General features: G+C 41.1%; 18 protein-coding genes. 17 read left to right on the plus strand and 1 reads right to left on the minus strand.

Annotation, left to right across the window (positions count from 1 at the left end; genetic code table 11):
• Window positions 1-86: 86 nt before the first annotated feature.
• From JQ843_RS00690 to JQ843_RS00725, 8 genes are all read left to right on the plus strand, one after another.
• The gene (locus JQ843_RS00690) at window positions 87-716 is read left to right on the plus strand and encodes a hypothetical protein (protein WP_024056772.1); all 630 of its coding nucleotides are present in this window, start codon (window positions 87-89) and stop codon (window positions 714-716) included.
• 95 nt (window positions 717-811) lie between these two features.
• Entirely contained in the window at window positions 812-1255 is a 444-nt protein-coding gene (gene tsaE / locus JQ843_RS00695) for a tRNA (adenosine(37)-N6)-threonylcarbamoyltransferase complex ATPase subunit type 1 TsaE (RefSeq protein ID WP_000288249.1), read from the plus strand.
• Window positions 1245-1763: a GNAT family N-acetyltransferase gene (locus tag JQ843_RS00700; protein WP_000455549.1), complete on the plus strand. Its 519-nt coding sequence runs from the start codon at window positions 1245-1247 to the stop codon at window positions 1761-1763. The genes tsaE and JQ843_RS00700 overlap by 11 nt, the downstream gene beginning before the upstream one ends.
• A 7-nt stretch (window positions 1764-1770) precedes the next feature.
• Window positions 1771-2826, plus strand: a complete 1056-nt coding sequence (gene lytR / locus JQ843_RS00705) for a glycopolymer--peptidoglycan transferase LytR (RefSeq protein ID WP_020902719.1) — start codon at window positions 1771-1773, stop codon at window positions 2824-2826.
• A 77-nt stretch (window positions 2827-2903) separates the two neighbouring features.
• A complete protein-coding gene (locus JQ843_RS00710; protein WP_000642690.1) occupies window positions 2904-4160 on the plus strand; it encodes a competence/damage-inducible protein A in 1257 nt (418 codons plus the stop codon).
• Between the two features lie 54 nt (window positions 4161-4214).
• Window positions 4215-5381, plus strand: coding sequence for a recombinase RecA (gene recA, locus JQ843_RS00715; RefSeq protein WP_004262099.1), 1167 nt, complete (start codon window positions 4215-4217; stop codon window positions 5379-5381).
• A gap of 115 nt (window positions 5382-5496) precedes the next feature.
• Complete coding sequence (locus tag JQ843_RS00720; RefSeq protein WP_203212631.1) at window positions 5497-6867, plus strand: MATE family efflux transporter; 1371 nt, start codon at window positions 5497-5499, stop codon at window positions 6865-6867.
• Window positions 6868-6963: 96 nt separating this feature from the next.
• Entirely contained in the window at window positions 6964-7680 is a 717-nt protein-coding gene (locus JQ843_RS00725; RefSeq protein WP_000532882.1) for a YebC/PmpR family DNA-binding transcriptional regulator, read from the plus strand.
• 55 nt (window positions 7681-7735) lie between these two features.
• Here the strand turns inward: JQ843_RS00725 and JQ843_RS00730 are convergent, their stop codons facing one another.
• Window positions 7736-8377 (minus strand): CD20-like domain-containing protein, encoded by a 642-nt coding sequence (locus JQ843_RS00730; RefSeq protein ID WP_203212632.1) that lies wholly within the window; start codon window positions 8375-8377, stop codon window positions 7736-7738.
• A gap of 213 nt (window positions 8378-8590) precedes the next feature.
• Between JQ843_RS00730 and JQ843_RS00735 the strand changes: the two genes are divergently transcribed.
• The 9 genes from JQ843_RS00735 (at window position 8591) to JQ843_RS00775 (ending at window position 16878) form a co-directional block, all read left to right on the plus strand.
• Window positions 8591-9061, plus strand: a complete 471-nt coding sequence (locus JQ843_RS00735; protein ID WP_033686306.1) for a MarR family winged helix-turn-helix transcriptional regulator — start codon at window positions 8591-8593, stop codon at window positions 9059-9061.
• Window positions 9036-10805 (plus strand): ABC transporter ATP-binding protein, encoded by a 1770-nt coding sequence (locus JQ843_RS00740; protein ID WP_203212633.1) that lies wholly within the window; start codon window positions 9036-9038, stop codon window positions 10803-10805. Before JQ843_RS00735 ends, JQ843_RS00740 begins: the two co-directional genes overlap by 26 nt.
• Window positions 10795-12555, plus strand: a complete 1761-nt coding sequence (locus JQ843_RS00745) for an ABC transporter ATP-binding protein (RefSeq protein WP_203212634.1) — start codon at window positions 10795-10797, stop codon at window positions 12553-12555. Before JQ843_RS00740 ends, JQ843_RS00745 begins: the two co-directional genes overlap by 11 nt.
• A gap of 95 nt (window positions 12556-12650) precedes the next feature.
• Window positions 12651-13154, plus strand: a complete 504-nt coding sequence (locus JQ843_RS00750) for a phosphatase PAP2 family protein (protein WP_000800907.1) — start codon at window positions 12651-12653, stop codon at window positions 13152-13154.
• Between the two features lie 113 nt (window positions 13155-13267).
• Window positions 13268-13714, plus strand: a complete 447-nt coding sequence (locus JQ843_RS00755) for a LytTR family DNA-binding domain-containing protein (RefSeq protein WP_020901878.1) — start codon at window positions 13268-13270, stop codon at window positions 13712-13714.
• 4 nt (window positions 13715-13718) lie between these two features.
• Window positions 13719-14393: a LiaF transmembrane domain-containing protein gene (locus tag JQ843_RS00760; protein WP_000725715.1), complete on the plus strand. Its 675-nt coding sequence runs from the start codon at window positions 13719-13721 to the stop codon at window positions 14391-14393.
• 105 nt (window positions 14394-14498) lie between these two features.
• A complete protein-coding gene (gene rpmB, locus JQ843_RS00765; RefSeq protein ID WP_203212635.1) occupies window positions 14499-14687 on the plus strand; it encodes a 50S ribosomal protein L28 in 189 nt (62 codons plus the stop codon).
• Window positions 14688-14842: 155 nt separating this feature from the next.
• Window positions 14843-15208, plus strand: a complete 366-nt coding sequence (locus JQ843_RS00770) for an Asp23/Gls24 family envelope stress response protein (RefSeq protein WP_000216437.1) — start codon at window positions 14843-14845, stop codon at window positions 15206-15208.
• Between the two features lie 2 nt (window positions 15209-15210).
• Window positions 15211-16878: a DAK2 domain-containing protein gene (locus JQ843_RS00775; protein ID WP_000036655.1), complete on the plus strand. Its 1668-nt coding sequence runs from the start codon at window positions 15211-15213 to the stop codon at window positions 16876-16878.
• Window positions 16879-16967 lie beyond the last annotated feature (89 nt).

Consider the following 16967-nt stretch of genomic DNA (forward strand, 5'->3'; position numbering starts at 1 on the left):
TAGAGTAGAAAACTGACAGTTGAGAAATATTCTAGCAATGGTGAGGCTTTCTAGCATATAATAAGAGCAAGTATGGAGGAAGAATGATGGAAAAAATGAAAAAGCAAATTCGAGTTTTGTTATTGCTGACAGTTTTTGGTCTTAGCAGCTGTTCTTGTTTAAGTTTATCTACTTGGGCCTTGATGTTAAATCAAAACTGCTTCTATTATTTAGTTGGCATGTTGCTTCTTGCCAGTATTGGTGCAGGGCTAAACTATTATAGAGGGCAGGGAAATCAATCTTACTCAGTTTTTAAGGAAGATAAGCAACAATTCTTGTATAGTCTCTTGCTCTTAGTAAATATTTTGGGTTTAGCTTTAATTGTCATAGAACATATCCTTGCAGGAAATACATCCGTAGAAGGATTTGTGGAAGCCTTTCTACCGAGTTTCTTTTTCTTATTTGGGATTGATTTGTTAGTTTTTCTGCCGATTCAGAAGTATGTAAATGGAGTGAAAAAGTTTTTGGGAAAGAAGGAAATCTGTTTTATTAGTGGACTAGCTATTCTAATCTTTCTCAGAAATCCTTGGATGCTATTGTCCATGACCTTTTATATTGCCTTGGGGATGCTATTTCTAGGACTGTTGGTGCCAAAAGTCATTCGCTGGGAAGTTTCATTTTACAGTCATTTGATGAGAGATATCTTGTTAGTTGTCTTCTTACTGTTTCTATTTTAAGAACAAAAAAAGAGATAGTTCTAGTTTTACAATTTATAATATGGAATTCATAGATAATACCTAGACAAAGGACAACTTTTTGGTATAATAGAAACATGTACACTAAAAACGAAGAAGAGTTACAGTCCTTAGGTGAACGTTTGGGCTATTTATTAGAAAAGAATGATGTCTTAATTTTAACTGGTGAACTTGGAGCAGGCAAAACGACATTTACAAAAGGTCTTGCTAAAGGATTACATATTTCTCAGATGATTAAGAGTCCAACCTACACTATCGTAAGAGAGTATGAAGGTCGTCTTCCACTTTACCACCTAGATGTTTATCGTATAGAGGGGGATGCTGATTCTATTGATTTAGATGAGTTTCTCTTTGGTGGTGGGGTAACTGTCATCGAGTGGGGGCATCTTTTAGGTGATGCCTTGCCAGATACTTATTTAGAATTGGAAATTCTAAAAGAAGAAGAGGGTCGCAGACTGAATTTTCAAGCAAAAGGTTTGCGTGCAGAAAAGCTTTTAGAGGAGCTTCAACATGGAGTATGAGTTGCTCATTAGGGAAGCAGAAGTTGAAGATGCGGCTGAATTAGTATCATTTTTAAATCGTGTCAGTGTAGAAACAGATTTTACCAGTCTGGACAGGAATGGCATTTTGATGACAGATACTGAGATGGAGTTGTTTTTGGATAAACAGGCTCACTCTGAAAATCAAATCACTTTACTGGCCTTGCTGAATGATGAAATTGCTGGTCTTGTGAATATCACAGCTGATCAACGCAAGAGAGTTCGTCATATTGGAGATCTCTTTATTGTGATTGGTCAGAAGTATTGGAATAATGGACTGGGGAGTTTGTTACTTGAAGAAGTCGTAGAATGGGCACAGGCTAGTGGCATTCTTCGTCGACTTCAACTAACTGTCCAAACTCGCAATCAGGGTGCAGTTCATTTATATCAACAGCATGGCTTTGTAATTGAAGGTAGACAAGAGCGCGGTGCGTACATAGAAGAAGGGAAATTTATAGATGTTTACCTGATGGGTAGACTGATAGATTGATAGAAATATGGTTAAAAAAATTATTGGAATGGTGCTAGCTTTTCTAGCTGTGACAGTTTTAGGTGTGGGTGTTTTTGCTTATACTATTTATCAGCAAGGTACAGAAACCTTATCAAAAACCTATAAAAAGATTGGGGAAGAAACCAATGTTATTGAGGCTACTGAACCCTTAACGATCCTTTTAATGGGGGTTGATACTGGAAACGAAGAACGAACGGACCCTTGGGAGGGAAATAGTGATTCCATGATTCTTTTGACAGTTAATCCGCACACGAAAAAGACCATGATGTTGAGTTTGGAACGTGATATCCTGACTAAAATTCAGCATAAAGATGGTAGTATTGAAGAAGCGAAACTGAATGCCGCCTATGCGGGTGGAGGTGCAGAATTAGCTATCTCAACCATTCAGAAGATGATGAACATCCATATTGACCGCTATATTATGGTCAATATGCACGGATTACAACAATTAGTCGATGCAGTGGGTGGTATAACTGTCAATAACACGCTAGGTTTCCCGATTTCTATTAGTGACCAAGAGGAATTTAATACTATTTCTATTGGTGTTGGGCAACAAACTCTAAATGGAGATGAAGCTCTTGTTTATTCTCGCATGCGCTACCAGGATCCAGAAGGGGACTACGGACGTCAGAAGCGTCAGCGTGAAGTCATTCAAAAGGTTGTTGAAAAAGTTCTTAGCTTGAATAGTGTTAGTCACTATCAATCTATCCTAAAAGCCTTAAGTACCAATATGCAGACTAATATTGATCTATCTGCGAAAAGTATTCCAAGCTTGTTAGGTTACCAGGACTCGTTTAAAACGATTGAAACTCAACAATTACGAGGAGAAGACGCCGAATTGCAAGGGACATCTTATCAAATCGTAACTGCTAACCATTTGTTAGAGATCCAGAATCTTTTGAGAACTTCACTTGATAAACCGAAGGTGACAGAGTTAGAGACAAATGCAGTCTTATATGAAAATGTTCTCGGAAATCAAAATGGTATCGGTTTGGGAACAGGTACGATTAGTAGTACAAGAAATCAAGAAGATGTAGAATAATCTAATTTATAGTTGAAATCGTGGGAAATTTCCTGCGATTTTTTCAAAAAAATACGAATAGATAGGTAGGAGGAAACATGAAAGCAGAAATCATTGCTGTTGGAACAGAGATTTTGACAGGACAGATTGTCAATACCAATGCTCAGTTTTTGTCGGAAAAACTAGCAGAGATTGGGGTAGATGTATATTTTCAGACGGCTGTAGGAGACAATGAAGCTCGTCTCTTGTCTTTGCTCGAAATTGCCAGTCAACGTAGTAGTCTAGTGATTTTGACAGGTGGTTTAGGGCCAACTGAGGACGATTTGACCAAACAAACTCTGGCTAAATTTTTAGGGAAAGAATTAGTCTTTGATCCTCAGGCGCAGGAGAAGTTGGATGTCTTTTTTGCCCAGAGACCAGACTATGCCCGAACACCGAATAACGAAAGACAAGCTCAACTTGTAGAAGGAGCGATTCCACTGCCAAATGAAACAGGACTGGCTGTGGGAGGAATATTGGAAGTCGATGGAGTGACCTACGTTGTCCTTCCAGGTCCACCAAGTGAATTAAAACCTATGGTTTTAAACCAACTTCTACCCAAGTTGATGACAGGGAGCAAGCTGCATTCCCGAGTTCTTCGTTTCTTTGGGATTGGCGAGAGCCAGTTGGTTACGATTTTGTCTGATTTGATTGATAATCAAACCGATCCGACCTTGGCCCCTTATGCTAAGACAGGAGAAGTCACTCTGCGTCTGTCAACAAAAGCTAGCAGCCAAGAAGAGGCGAATCAAGTGCTGGATATCTTGGAAAATCAAATCTTAGGTCGCCAGACCTTTGAAGGCCTTTCTTTACGAGATCTTTGTTATGGTTATGGGGAAGAAACTAGTTTAGCTAGCATTGTGGTAGAAGAACTGAAAAGGCAAGGGAAAACCATCACGTCTGCTGAGAGTTTGACGGCTGGTCTTTTCCAAGCTAGGGTAGCGGATTTTTCGGGTGCTTCAAGTATATTTAAGGGTGGTTTTGTAACCTATAGCTTGGAGGAAAAATCAAAGATGTTGGATATTCCTGTCAAGGATTTGGAAGAACAGGGTGTGGTGTCTGAATTTACAGCACAGAAGATGGCTGAGCAGGCACGAATCAAGACCCAGTCTGATTTTGGCCTTAGTTTGACTGGTGTGGCAGGGCCAGATAGCCTAGAAGGACATCCAGCTGGGACAGTCTTCATAGGCTTGGCTCAAGAGCAAGGAACTGAGGTCATCAAGGTCAATATTGGAGGCAGAAGTCGAGCAGATGTACGTCACATTGCGGTTATGCATGCCTTTAACCTAGTTCGCAAGGCTTTATTAAGTGACTAACTTTTGATATAATAGTAGATAGGTCTGAGGACCATTAGAATGTAGGAGAATAGAATGGCGAAAAAACCAAAAAAATTAGATGAAATTTCAAAAAAATTCGGGGCAGAACGTGAAAAAGCCTTGAATGACGCTCTTAAATTGATTGAGAAAGACTTTGGTAAGGGTTCAATCATGCGTTTGGGTGAACGTGCGGAGCAAAAGGTGCAAGTGATGAGCTCAGGTTCTTTGGCTCTTGACATTGCCCTTGGTTCAGGTGGTTATCCTAAGGGACGTATCATTGAAATCTATGGGCCAGAGTCATCTGGTAAGACAACGGTTGCCCTTCATGCAGTTGCGCAAGCACAAAAAGAAGGTGGTATTGCTGCCTTTATCGATGCGGAACATGCCCTTGATCCAGCTTATGCTGCGGCCCTTGGTGTCAACATTGACGAATTGCTCTTGTCACAACCAGACTCAGGAGAGCAAGGTCTTGAGATTGCAGGAAAATTGATTGACTCAGGAGCCGTGGATCTTGTCGTAGTCGACTCAGTTGCGGCCCTTGTCCCTCGTGCGGAAATTGATGGAGATATCGGTGATAGCCACGTTGGTTTGCAGGCTCGTATGATGAGCCAGGCTATGCGTAAACTTGGTGCTTCTATCAATAAAACCAAAACAATTGCCATCTTTATCAACCAATTGCGTGAAAAAGTTGGGGTCATGTTTGGAAATCCAGAAACAACTCCTGGTGGACGTGCTCTGAAATTCTACGCATCAGTCCGTTTGGATGTTCGTGGAAGCACACAAATCAAGGGAACTGGTGACCAAAAAGATACCAATGTCGGTAAAGAAACTAAAATCAAGGTCGTGAAAAACAAGGTGGCTCCACCATTTAAGGAAGCCTTCGTTGAAATCATGTACGGAGAAGGTATTTCTAAGACTGGTGAACTCTTGAAAATCGCAAGCGATTTGGATATCATCAAAAAAGCAGGAGCTTGGTACTCTTACAAGGATGAGAAAATCGGGCAAGGTTCTGAAAATGCTAAGAAATACTTGGCAGATAACCCAGAAATCTTTGATGAAATTGACCATCAAGTCCGTGTTCAATTTGGTTTGATTGATGGAGAGGAAGCTTCTGTAGAAGGCGTTGAAACTAAAAAAGATGAAGCAGTTCAAGCAGATTCTGTGAATGAAGAAGTAACTCTTGACCTAGGCGACGAACTTGAAATCGAAATTGAAGAATAAGGTGTCAAAGTAGTGGAGAACATCCGCTGCTTTTTTGGTTTTTGATTCAAGTTTTTAGATCATCTATAGTTTGCTGTTTCTTGTCGCTCCTCTAGAAAGCTGATATAATAGCCTTATGAATAAAAAACGAACAGTGGACCTGATACATGGTCCAATTCTTCCCTCGCTCTTAAGCTTCGCCTTCCCAATCTTGCTATCAAATATTTTTCAACAGCTCTATAATACTGCTGATGTCTTGATTGTTGGACGTTTCCTTGGTCAAGAATCCTTGGCTGCGGTAGGGGCGACGACAGCGATTTTTGACCTGATTGTAGGTTTTACTCTTGGTGTTGGTAATGGCATGGGGATTGTCATTGCCCGCTATTATGGAGCTCGGAATTTCACTAAAATCAAGGAGGCAGTGGCAGCCATCTGGATTTTAGGTGCTCTTTTGAGTATTGTAGTTATGCTGCTGGGATTTGTCGGTCTGTATCCACTCTTGCAATATTTAGATACTCCTGCAGAAATCCTTCCTCAGTCTTATCAATATATTTCTATGATTGTAACCTGTGTTGGTGTCAGCTTTGCTTATAATCTTTTTGCAGGCTTGTTGCGGTCTATTGGGGACAGTCTAGCTGCGCTTGGTTTTTTGATTTTCTCTGCTCTGGTCAATGTAGTTCTGGATCTCTATTTTATTACGCAATTGCATCTTGGAGTTCAATCCGCGGGACTTGCTACCATCATTTCGCAAGGCTTATCAGCGGTTCTTTGCTTTTATTATATTCGTAAGAGTGTGCCAGAACTTTTGCCTCAACTCAAGCATTTCAAATGGGATAAGGCCTTATACGCTGACCTCTTGGAGCAAGGTTTGGCTATGGGCTTGATGAGCTCAATTGTATCTATAGGCAGTGTGATTTTACAGTCTTCTGTTAATACCTTTGGTGCAGTGATTATTAGTGCCCAGACGGCAGCTCGACGCATTATGGCTTTCGCCCTTCTTCCGATGACCGCTATTTCTGCATCAATGACGACCTTTGCTTCACAGAATTTAGGTGCTAAGCGCCCAGACCGCATTGTTCAAGGTCTTCGAATCGGCAGTCGTTTAAGTATATCCTGGGCAGTTTTTGTTTGTGTCTTCCTCTTTTTTGCCAGTCCAGCCTTGGTTTCCTTTTTGGCTAGTTCGACGGATAGCTATCTGGTAGAAAATGGCAGTCTCTATCTACAAATCAGCTCAGCTTTTTATCCTATTTTGAGTCTCTTATTGATTTATCGCAATTGTTTGCAGGGTTTGGGGCAAAAAATCCTTCCTCTGGTTTCTAGCTTTATCGAACTAATCGGGAAAATCGCTTTTGTGGTTTTGATTATCCCTTGGGCAGGATATAAGGGAGTTATCCTTTGCGAACCCTTAATCTGGGTTGCCATGACCATTCAACTGTATTTCTCACTGTTTCGTCACCCCTTGATAAAAGAAGGCAAGGAAATTTTAGCAACTAAAGTGCTATCCTAGTTGTATTTACTGAATAAAATCCATTTCTTCTAGTGAAAATCGAAAAAACTTGTGTTATAATAAGAAAGATTAAAATGTGAAAAAAGGAGATTCCTAATGGGACGTAAATGGGCCAATATCGTAGCCAAGAAAACGGCTAAAGATGGAGCTAACTCTAAAGTATATGCAAAATTTGGTGTAGAAATCTATGTAGCAGCTAAAAAAGGTGATCCAGATCCAGAATCAAACTCAGCTTTGAAATTCGTTATCGACCGTGCTAAACAAGCTCAAGTGCCAAAACACGTTATCGATAAAGCTTTGGACAAGGCTAAAGGGAACACAGACGAAACCTTTACAGAAGGACGTTACGAAGGTTTTGGACCAAATGGTTCTATGTTGATCGTGGATACTTTGACTTCAAACGTTAACCGTACAGCGGCTAATGTCCGTGCAGCTTTTGGTAAAAACGGAGGAAACATGGGCGCTTCAGGTTCGGTTTCATACCTCTTTGACAACAAGGGAGTTATCGTATTTGCAGGTGAAGATGCGGATGCAGTCTTTGAACAATTGCTAGAAGCAGATGTGGATGTGGATGATGTAGAAGCAGAAGAAGGTACAATCACAGTTTACACAGCTCCAACTGACCTTCACAAGGCTATCGTTGCCCTTCGTGAGTCAGGTATCGAAGAATTCCAAGTGACTGAATTGGAAATGATTCCTCAGTCAGAAGTGGAATTGTCAGGCGATGACCTTGAAACCTTTGAAAAACTTTACAGCGTTCTTGAAGACGACGAAGACGTACAAAAGATCTACACAAACGTAGATGGATTCTAATAGAAAAACGAACAGTTTTACTAGCTGTTCGTTTTTTTGATATTTGAACTTAGACTCAGGTTTCAGAATCGTTTTGTTGCTTGTTTTTTTCTAGACCTAGACCGACTGCATGTTTTTGGACGAGCAAGAGCTGTCCATTGTCCTGTTTTGCAAAAGTTAAGGTAACAGTCTTGATATTGTCTCCAATGGAGATATAGGTGATTTTTTTCGTATTGTAAGCCCCAAGAGTGAAGTCAAACTCGGAATCTGGCTTTCCGTGTTTGTTGATAATATCCTCGTACTTGGTACCACCTTTTCCTTTGTTGTCAAGGTCACCTTCGATTAAGGCGTCGAACTGTTCTTGGGTCCAGGCGGAGGTATCGTCTGTCAAGTCGCTTTCTTCTTCGCGTTCCATTGAGGCACTCGTATCCATGTAGGAACGGTTAAACTCCTTGGCATACTCTTTGTAGACATCAGCGTATAGTACCTGAGTCGTAAAGAAAAGTACAACAGAGGCAACTGCAAGGGATGTTCCGATAATAGCCATTGTTTTCCGTTTTTTGAGGTTGACGATAAGGCCGATAATCCCCAAGATAAATGCGACGATGCCGATGAACAACGATGGATAGTTAATAAACGGGATCCAGGATCCTAAAAGTGCGATGGCTCCAAAAATAGTTGCTAAGATTCCTAAAACTCTTTGTTCTTCTGGTTTCATTTGAAAGTTTTCTCTCCTCATTAAGTGAATGGATTCCTACCCACAGTAGTGAGTGCTTATTATATAAAAAATATTGCCTAATGTCAATTTAAACTAAGATAGTTCTCACGGAAACTTTTTCTTGACAGCTTTTCTGAAAATGGTAAAATAGTTCTCATGAAAACTTATTTAGTTCCTAGGAGAACTAAATGCAATGGTTAGAAAGGAGTAAGTATGGATAAACCGATGTTAGTCTTTAAGCGTTTTGGTCATCAGATTCACCTGATGGTGCAAAAGGAAGCCAAACGTTGTGGTATTGAATTTATGGGTGGGCCTCAAGGGCAGGTTCTGCGTTTTTTAGATCATTGTGAACAAAAAGAGGAACTGGTCCTGATTAAGGATATCGAGCAGGAACTCAATATTACCAAATCTGTTGCGAGTAATTTGGTCAAGCGTATGGTGCAAAATGGTTTGGTGGAATTGGAGGCGAGTCCTAGCGATAAGCGGGCAAAATTTGTTCGTTTGACGGACAAAGCACGTTCTCAAATGAAGCAGGTTAAAGCCTTTTTTGAACGAATTGATAAGCAGTTGATGGAAGACATTGATGAAGATGAATTACTGATTTTTGAGAAAGTCCTTGCTCAACTACAGGAAAATATCAAGGGAATAGGAGGAGAGAATGAAGAAATTAGCCAAACGAATTAGTAGAAAAGAATGGGGGATGATTTTACTAGCTATTCTCTTTACTTGTTTTTCGGTCTATCTAGAGTTGGAAGTGCCGACCTATATCTCGAAAATTACGGATTTGCTAGGTAGCCAAGGAACTAATTTAGATGAGTTGTGGCAGCCGGCAAGCATGATGGTGGGAATGTCCTTTCTTGCCTTCTTGTCCGTAGTTGCAGTTGGATTTTTTGCATCCCGAGTGGCGGCTTCTTATACTAGTAGGTTGAGAAGTGATATTTTTAACCGAGTTTTGGATTACTCGCAGACAGAGATTAAGAAATTCTCTATTCCCAGTCTTTTAACTCGTACCACCAATGACATTACTCAAGTTCAAATGTTGATTACCATGGGCTTGCAAGTGGTAACACGTGGTCCGATTATGGCTATCTGGGCTATTGGGAAGATTTTAGGTCATTCAGAATACTGGCTCTGGGCCGTACTTGTGGCAGTGATTGTCAACGTCCTGATGACGACAGTTTTGATGACGCTAGCCTTTCCAAAACAGTCCTTGATTCAGGGGCTGACAGATAAACTGAACAGTATCACTCGTGAGAGTTTAACAGGTATTCGTGTCGTTCGCGCCTACAATGCAGAGGATTACCAAAATGAAAAATTTGCATCGGCAAATGATGAATTGACACGCTTGAATTTGTTTGTCAACCGTCTTATGGCTATTTTGAACCCTATCATGATGGGGATTTCAAGTGGTTTGAGTGTGGCGATTTACTGGATTGGGGCCTATGTGATTAACGACGCTGCTCCGATAGCGCGTCTGCCTCTCTTTAGTGACATGATTGTTTTCATGTCTTATGCTATGCAGGTTGTCATGGGCTTCCTTCTCATGGGAGCACTCTTCATCGTTCTTCCCCGAACTATGGTCTCTGCCAAGCGCATTAATCAAGTTTTAGATTTGCATTCTTCTATCCAAAAACCTGCTCAAGTGCAGCTGGCTGATGAAAACCTCAAAGGTCAGGTCGAATTTAAGGATGTGACCTTCCGCTATGCGGCAAATTCGGAGGCAGTTATCGAGCATGTTAGCTTTAGAGCAGAAGCTGGTCAAACAGTGGCCTTTATTGGGTCAACAGGTTCTGGTAAATCAACTCTGGTCAATCTGATTCCACGTTTCTACGATGTGTCAGCAGGAGAAATTCTGGTGGACGGTGTCAATGTTCAAGACTATGCTCTAGAAGATTTGCGCAACAAGGTTGGTTATATTCCCCAGAAAGCGGTTCTCTTTTCAGGTGATGTCAAGGACAATTTAGACTTTGGACAGAGTCAAGAAACACCGCTTAGTAATCAGGCTATGTGGCAAGCTTTGGAATTGGCCCAGTCTAAGAGCTTTATCGAAGACAAGGAAGCGGGCTTAGCGTCAGAAGTGGCCCAAGGAGGAACCAACTTCTCAGGTGGTCAAAGACAGCGTCTGGCAATTGCGCGTGCCTTGGCTCGGAAGCCAGAAATCCTCATCTTTGATGACTCCTTCTCAGCCTTGGACTACAAGACAGATCGAGTTCTTCGCCAAGAGCTAGCAGAGAAAACCAAGTCTATGACCAAACTCATCGTCGCACAGCGTATTTCAACAATTATGGATGCAGATTTGATTTTGGTCTTGGATCAAGGAAAAGTCGTGGGACAAGGCACCCACAAGGAACTTCTAGCTAATAACGAAGTTTACCAAGAAATTGCCTATTCACAACTATCGAAGGAGGAATTGGAACATGGAAAATAAGAAAATGTCTCTCTGGAAACAGAGTAAACCCTATCTTGCAGGCCTCCAGTTTGCCCTTCTAATCGCCTTTCTAGCAACAATCCTATCCAATATCATTACTGTTTATGGGCCAACCCGTATTAAGGAAATGACTAATATCATTGCCAGTGGTCTGGAAACAAGTGTGGATGTCGCGGCAGTTGCAGCTATTGGTGGTTTTTTGGCCGTCATTTATGTGATCGGACTTCTATCAAATTATTTGCAGGCCTTTCTGTTTACAACAGCTATTCAACGTTTTTCAGAGCGTTTGAGAAGAGCGATTGCAGAGAAAATCAATAGCCTACCATTGGGATATTTTGATGGGCACTCTCAGGGGGATACTTTGTCTCGTGTAACCAATGACGTTGACACTGCAGCACAGTCCCTGAATCAAAGTCTGGGAACAGTTCTTTCATCTAGTTTACTGGTCGTGGCAGTCTTGGTAACCATGTTTGGGATGAACTGGATTTTAGCCTTGGTGACGGTTGTTTCAACCCTTATTGGTTTTGTTTTCGTGTCCGTCTTTATGGGCAAATCCCAGGTCTTCTTTAAGAGTCAGCAACAAGATTTGGCAGCTGTCAATGGCTATGTGGAGGAAATGTACTCTGGCCATAATGTGGTGACCAGTTATAATGCCATCGAAAGTACGAAAGAAGAATTTGCGAAATTAAACCATCGTCTGTATGATAGTATCTGGAAATCTCAGTTTATTTCAGGGATTATGATGCCGATTATGATGTTTATTGGGAACTTTAGCTATGCCTTGGTGATTATCGTTGGTGCAGCCTTAGCCTTAAATGGGCACATCAGTATCGGGATTATCGTTGCATTTATGGCCTATGTTCGTATCTTCTCTCAGCCTCTTTCACAAATTGCCCAAGGGATTACTAGTCTTCAGCAGGCTAGTGCAGCCATGGGACGCGTCTTCGAATTCCTAGCTGAAGAGGAAATGGAAGACGAATCCCATAAAGAAAGACAATTGAGCGATATGAAAGGTCAAGTAGTCTTTGATCGAGTCTCCTTTGGTTATACACCTGATCGGACTATCATCCACGATTTTTCTGCGACGGCTCATGCAGGTCAAAAGGTTGCCATTGTCGGACCGACTGGGGCTGGTAAGACAACTATTGTCAATCTTTTGATGAAGTTCTATGAGATTGATAAGGGAAGTATCCGTATCGATGGTGTGGATACCAAGGATATGAAGCGTTCGGAAGTACACGATGCCTTTTCAATGGTCTTGCAGGATACTTGGCTCTTTGAAGGAACCATTCGCGACAATCTTATCTATAACCAAGAGGGGATTAGTGATGAGCGCGTGATTGAAGCCAGCAAGGCTGTAGGGATTCACCACTTTATCATGACACTACCAGATGGTTACGATACCGTCTTGGATGATACAGTGACCTTGTCTGTCGGACAAAAACAACTCTTGACTATCGCTCGTGCTTTGCTGAAAGATGCGCCACTCCTAATCCTAGATGAGGCGACTTCTTCTGTTGATACCCGTACAGAGGAATTGATTCAGAAAGCCATGGATCGTTTGATGGAGGGAAGAACTTCCTTTGTCATCGCTCACCGCTTGTCTACCGTCCGAAATGCTGATTTGATTCTTGTTATGAAGAATGGTAATATCATCGAGCAAGGAAATCATGATGAGCTGATGGCGCAAGCTGGTTTCTACGCTGACCTCTACAACAGTCAATTTACAGAAGACGAAGCAGAAGAATAAACCCAAAGAAGGCTTGACGGCCTTCTTTTTCTGCACTATACTAGAAGACAAGTGCTTCCCTATAAGCAAAATTTGAATAAGTGATGAGAAAATATATGAAAAATTATCAAGAATGGTATGACCACATTGCTGGTAACATTGGAAATAAGCCCTTTCTTCTGAGCTTGTTAAGAACTTTCAATCGGTTCATGACAGTAGTTATGCCTATGATTTATCTAACCTTGTTAGCAACTACCTATCTCCAACAAGGACTTGGGAAACAGGTCGGGATCTATTTGTTTATTCCAGCGTCAGGTTTTGTGATTTTGTCCTTTCTTCGTAAGAAAATCAATGCCCCTAGGCCTTATGAGGAATGGACTATTAAACCCTTGCTTGACAGAGATAGTCCTGGTCAGTCAATGCCCAGTCGTCATGTCTTTTCAGCAACCATTATCTCCATGGCTTGCTTACATGCTAGTTTATCTGTAGGGGTTATCTTGTTGGTCTTGTCAGCTTTCCTCGGTCTAGTAAGAGTCTTAGGGGGAGTGCATTATCCCAAGGATGTAGTGGTTGGCTATATTTGTGGTCTTGTGTGGGGTGTGATTTTATTTCTATGTTGACCTGTAAGTTAAGGTAGCCTTACAACCACTTACGGATCTAAAGTAACCACTTGCTTTTTTGCTCTTGTTTTCTTATTTTTCCTTTGATATAGTAGAGTCAGAAAGGAGATGGAATGAAGTTACGAATCGAAATTGACAGCAATTTAGAGGAAACTGAAATTGTCATCAAGGCAGCGGCTTTGACAGATGAGATTGCGGATTTACAGCGCCTCTTGCAAGAATCCAAGTCTCCTAGGTTGATTTTTTACAAGGGGACGGGTGAATATTATCTGGACTTGTCGGAAATTCTTTTCTTTGAAACAGAGGGGAACAAGATTTACGCCCATACACAGAAAGATGCCTACGAGGTTCGACTTAAACTCTATGAGTTAGAGTCTATCCTGCCCCGTTATTTCAGTCGAGTATCCAAGTCGACCATTGCTAATATTCGGCAAGTTTACTCGGTTGACAAGTCCTTTTCAGGAACGGGCACCATTTCCTTTTATCAAACCCACAAGGAGGTTCATGTCTCACGGCATTACCAATCCCTCCTAAAAGAAAATCTAAGAAACATGAGGTAAGAACATGAAAAAGAAAGCATTTGGTATTGTGTTGCTAGTATTGGCAGCTTTAATATTATTACAAGGAAATTTTGGAATCCCTTCATTCGGTGGGCAAATTTGGCCCTTGCTTGGTATTGCATTTTTTGCCTATCAATCAGTTGGAGCTTTGTTGCGTCGTCACTTAACTTCAGCCTCTTTTACAGCTCTAGTAGCCTTAATGATTGCTAACCACTTTTATGGCATTTTACCAATTCCTAATCAGTCATTGTTCTGGGCAAGTATTTTAATCGTAATGGGTGTCAGCGCACTCACTCATTCTAACAGAACTTGGAATGGGAAAAAATGGTGGTATGATGGTAAAAAGACCATTCTTACAGATAAGGAAGTTGCTTTTGGGACTGGGACTTTCTACAAGCAAAATCAAGAATTGGTAGACGACCAAGTAGAAGTTGGTTTTGGAAATGCTAAGATATATTACGACAATGCAGAGATTTTAGGAGATACTGCAAGCCTGAAAGTAGAAGTTGGTTTTGGCAATGCAGTTATCTATGTTCCCCAACATTGGCGAGTGGATTTGAAGGTGGAAACTTTCTGTGGTGTAGCCAAGGCAGATACTTCTCTAGCTCCAACCAGTAAAACTTTGATTATACGTGGAGATGTGGCTTTTGGAAAGTTGGGGATTGTCTACGTTAAATAAAAAAATCTTCCAATCCCCTTGCAAAAATGAAGAAAGTGTGATAACATAGTACAGTATGTGGTGCTAGCACATCCGCTATATTAGATCTAATAGGAGGAAAACACAATGGCTAAAGTATGTTACTTTACAGGTCGTAAGACTGTATCAGGAAACAACCGTTCACACGCGATGAACCAAACAAAACGTGCCGTAAAATCAAACCTTCAAAAAGTTACTGTTCTTATCGATGGTAAACCTAAAAAAGTTTGGGCTTCAGCTCGTGCTTTGAAATCAGGTAAAGTTGAACGCGTTTAATAATAAAAGTAAGGAGACCTTAGGGTCTTTTTTCTTTTACTGTAGATATAAAATCATTTGAAAAATAGAGTAAATATCCGCTGATACAGTATTCTGCTTTTACACTTGGGCTGAAATATGATAAAATAGAGTATCAACTAGTTGAGGTAAAAAGGATGACTGTAAAAATTAATACAAAAGATGGTCAAATCGAACTAACAGATGAAGTGATTGCAACCGTCGTAGGTGGAGCAGCAACTGAAATTTTTGGTGTGGTCGGTATGGCTAGTAAAAATGCCCTCAAAGATAATTTCCAAGCCCTTCTAGGTAAGGAAAATTATTCTAAAGGTGTCGTCGTAAAGGCGGCCGAAGATGGCAGTATTGCAGTTGATGTATATACCGTGTTGAGCTACGGAACAAAGATTAGCGAAGTGTCAAAAAACATTCAAGAGCGTGTTCGTTTTAGTTTGGAAAACCAACTTGGAATTACTGCTCAGACTGTAAATGTCTACATTCAAAATATCAAAGTTGTAGGAGAATAACCGTGTCAAAAATTACTACTAGCTTATTTCAAGAAATGGTGCAGGCTGCATCAACTCGCTTGAATAAGCAAGCTGAATATGTCAATTCATTAAACGTCTTTCCAGTTCCAGATGGAGATACTGGAACAAACATGGGAATGACCATTGAAAATGGAGCTAAAGAAGTTGCAGACAAGCCAGCTTCTACAGTTGGCGAGGTAGCGAGCATTCTTGCCAAAGGTCTTTTGATGGGTGCGCGTGGAAACTCAGGCGTTATTACGTCTCAGCTTTTCCGTGGATTTTCACAAGCTATCAAGGATAAAGATGAGTTAACAGGTCAAGACTTGGCCCTTGCCTTCCAATCAGGTGTGGAAGTTGCCTATAAGGCAGTGATGAAACCAGTTGAAGGAACGATTTTGACAGTTTCTCGTGGGGCTGCTATCGGTGCTAAGAAAAAAGCTGAGCAAACAGATGACGCTGTTGAAGTCATGCGCGCAGCCTTGGAAGGTGCTAAAACAGCTCTAGCTAAAACACCAGACATGCTTCCAGTATTGAAAGAAGTTGGCGTTGTGGACTCAGGTGGTCAAGGACTGGTCTTTATCTACGAAGGTTTCCTTTCAGCCCTTACTGGTGAATATATCGCATCTGAGGACTTTGTAGCGACTCCGGCCAACATGAGTGAAATGATCAATGCAGAGCACCACAAGTCTGTAGCTGGTCATGTAGCGACTGAGGATATCACCTTTGGTTACTGTACTGAAATCATGGTAGCTCTTAAGCAAGGCCCAACCTATGCCAAAGATTTTGACTACGATGAATTCCGTAACTACTTGAATGAGCTTGGAGATTCTCTCCTCGTTGTTAATGATGATGAAATCGTCAAAGTCCATGTCCATACAGAAGATCCAGGTCTTGTTATGCAAGAAGGTCTCAAATATGGTAGCTTGGTCAAGGTAAAAGTTGACAATATGCGTAACCAACACGAAGCGCAGGTTGAGAAAGAAGCTGCTCAAGTTAGCAAACCAGCTGAAGAAAAAGAGTATGCTTTGATTGCTGTGGTGGCTGGTAAAGGTCTAGCAGATATCTTCCGTTCTCAAGGTGTGGATTATGTTATCGAGGGCGGTCAAACCATGAACCCTTCAACAGAAGACTTTATCAAGGCTGTTGAACAGGTTAACGCTCGTAACATCATCTTCCTGCCAAACAACAAAAACATCTTCATGGCAGCTCAATCTGCAGCAGAAGTTTTGGAACAACCAGCAGTAGTGGTGGAAGCTCGTACTTTGCCACAAGGTTTGACAAGTCTTCTCGCCTTTGATCCAAGTAAGTCCATAGAAGAAAACCAAGAGCGTATGACTGCTGCTCTTAGCGATGTCGTTAGTGGAAGCGTCACAACAGCTGTGCGTGATACAACCATTGATGGCTTAGAAATCCATGAAAACGATAATCTAGGTATGGTGGATGGGAAAATCCTCGTGTCAAACCCTGATATGCACCAAACCTTGACTGAAACATTGAAACATATGTTGGATGAAGATAGTGAAATTGTAACCTTCTATGTTGGTGAAGACGGAAGTGAAGAACTTGCCAATGAAATTGCCCAAGAAATCGCAGAAGAATTCGAAGATGTTGAAGTAGAGATTCACCAAGGCCAACAACCAGTTTACCCATACTTATTTAGTGTGGAATAAGATTAATGAAGAACTGAGAAATCAGTTCTTTTTTCTTTTTTAGTAAATGAAATCGGTATCTTTTTAATAAAAACAAAAATAACATTCAT

Origin of the sequence: Streptococcus mitis (genome assembly GCF_905187495.1) — a bacterium.
Classification (GTDB): Bacteria; Bacillota; Bacilli; order Lactobacillales; family Streptococcaceae; genus Streptococcus; species Streptococcus mitis_CU.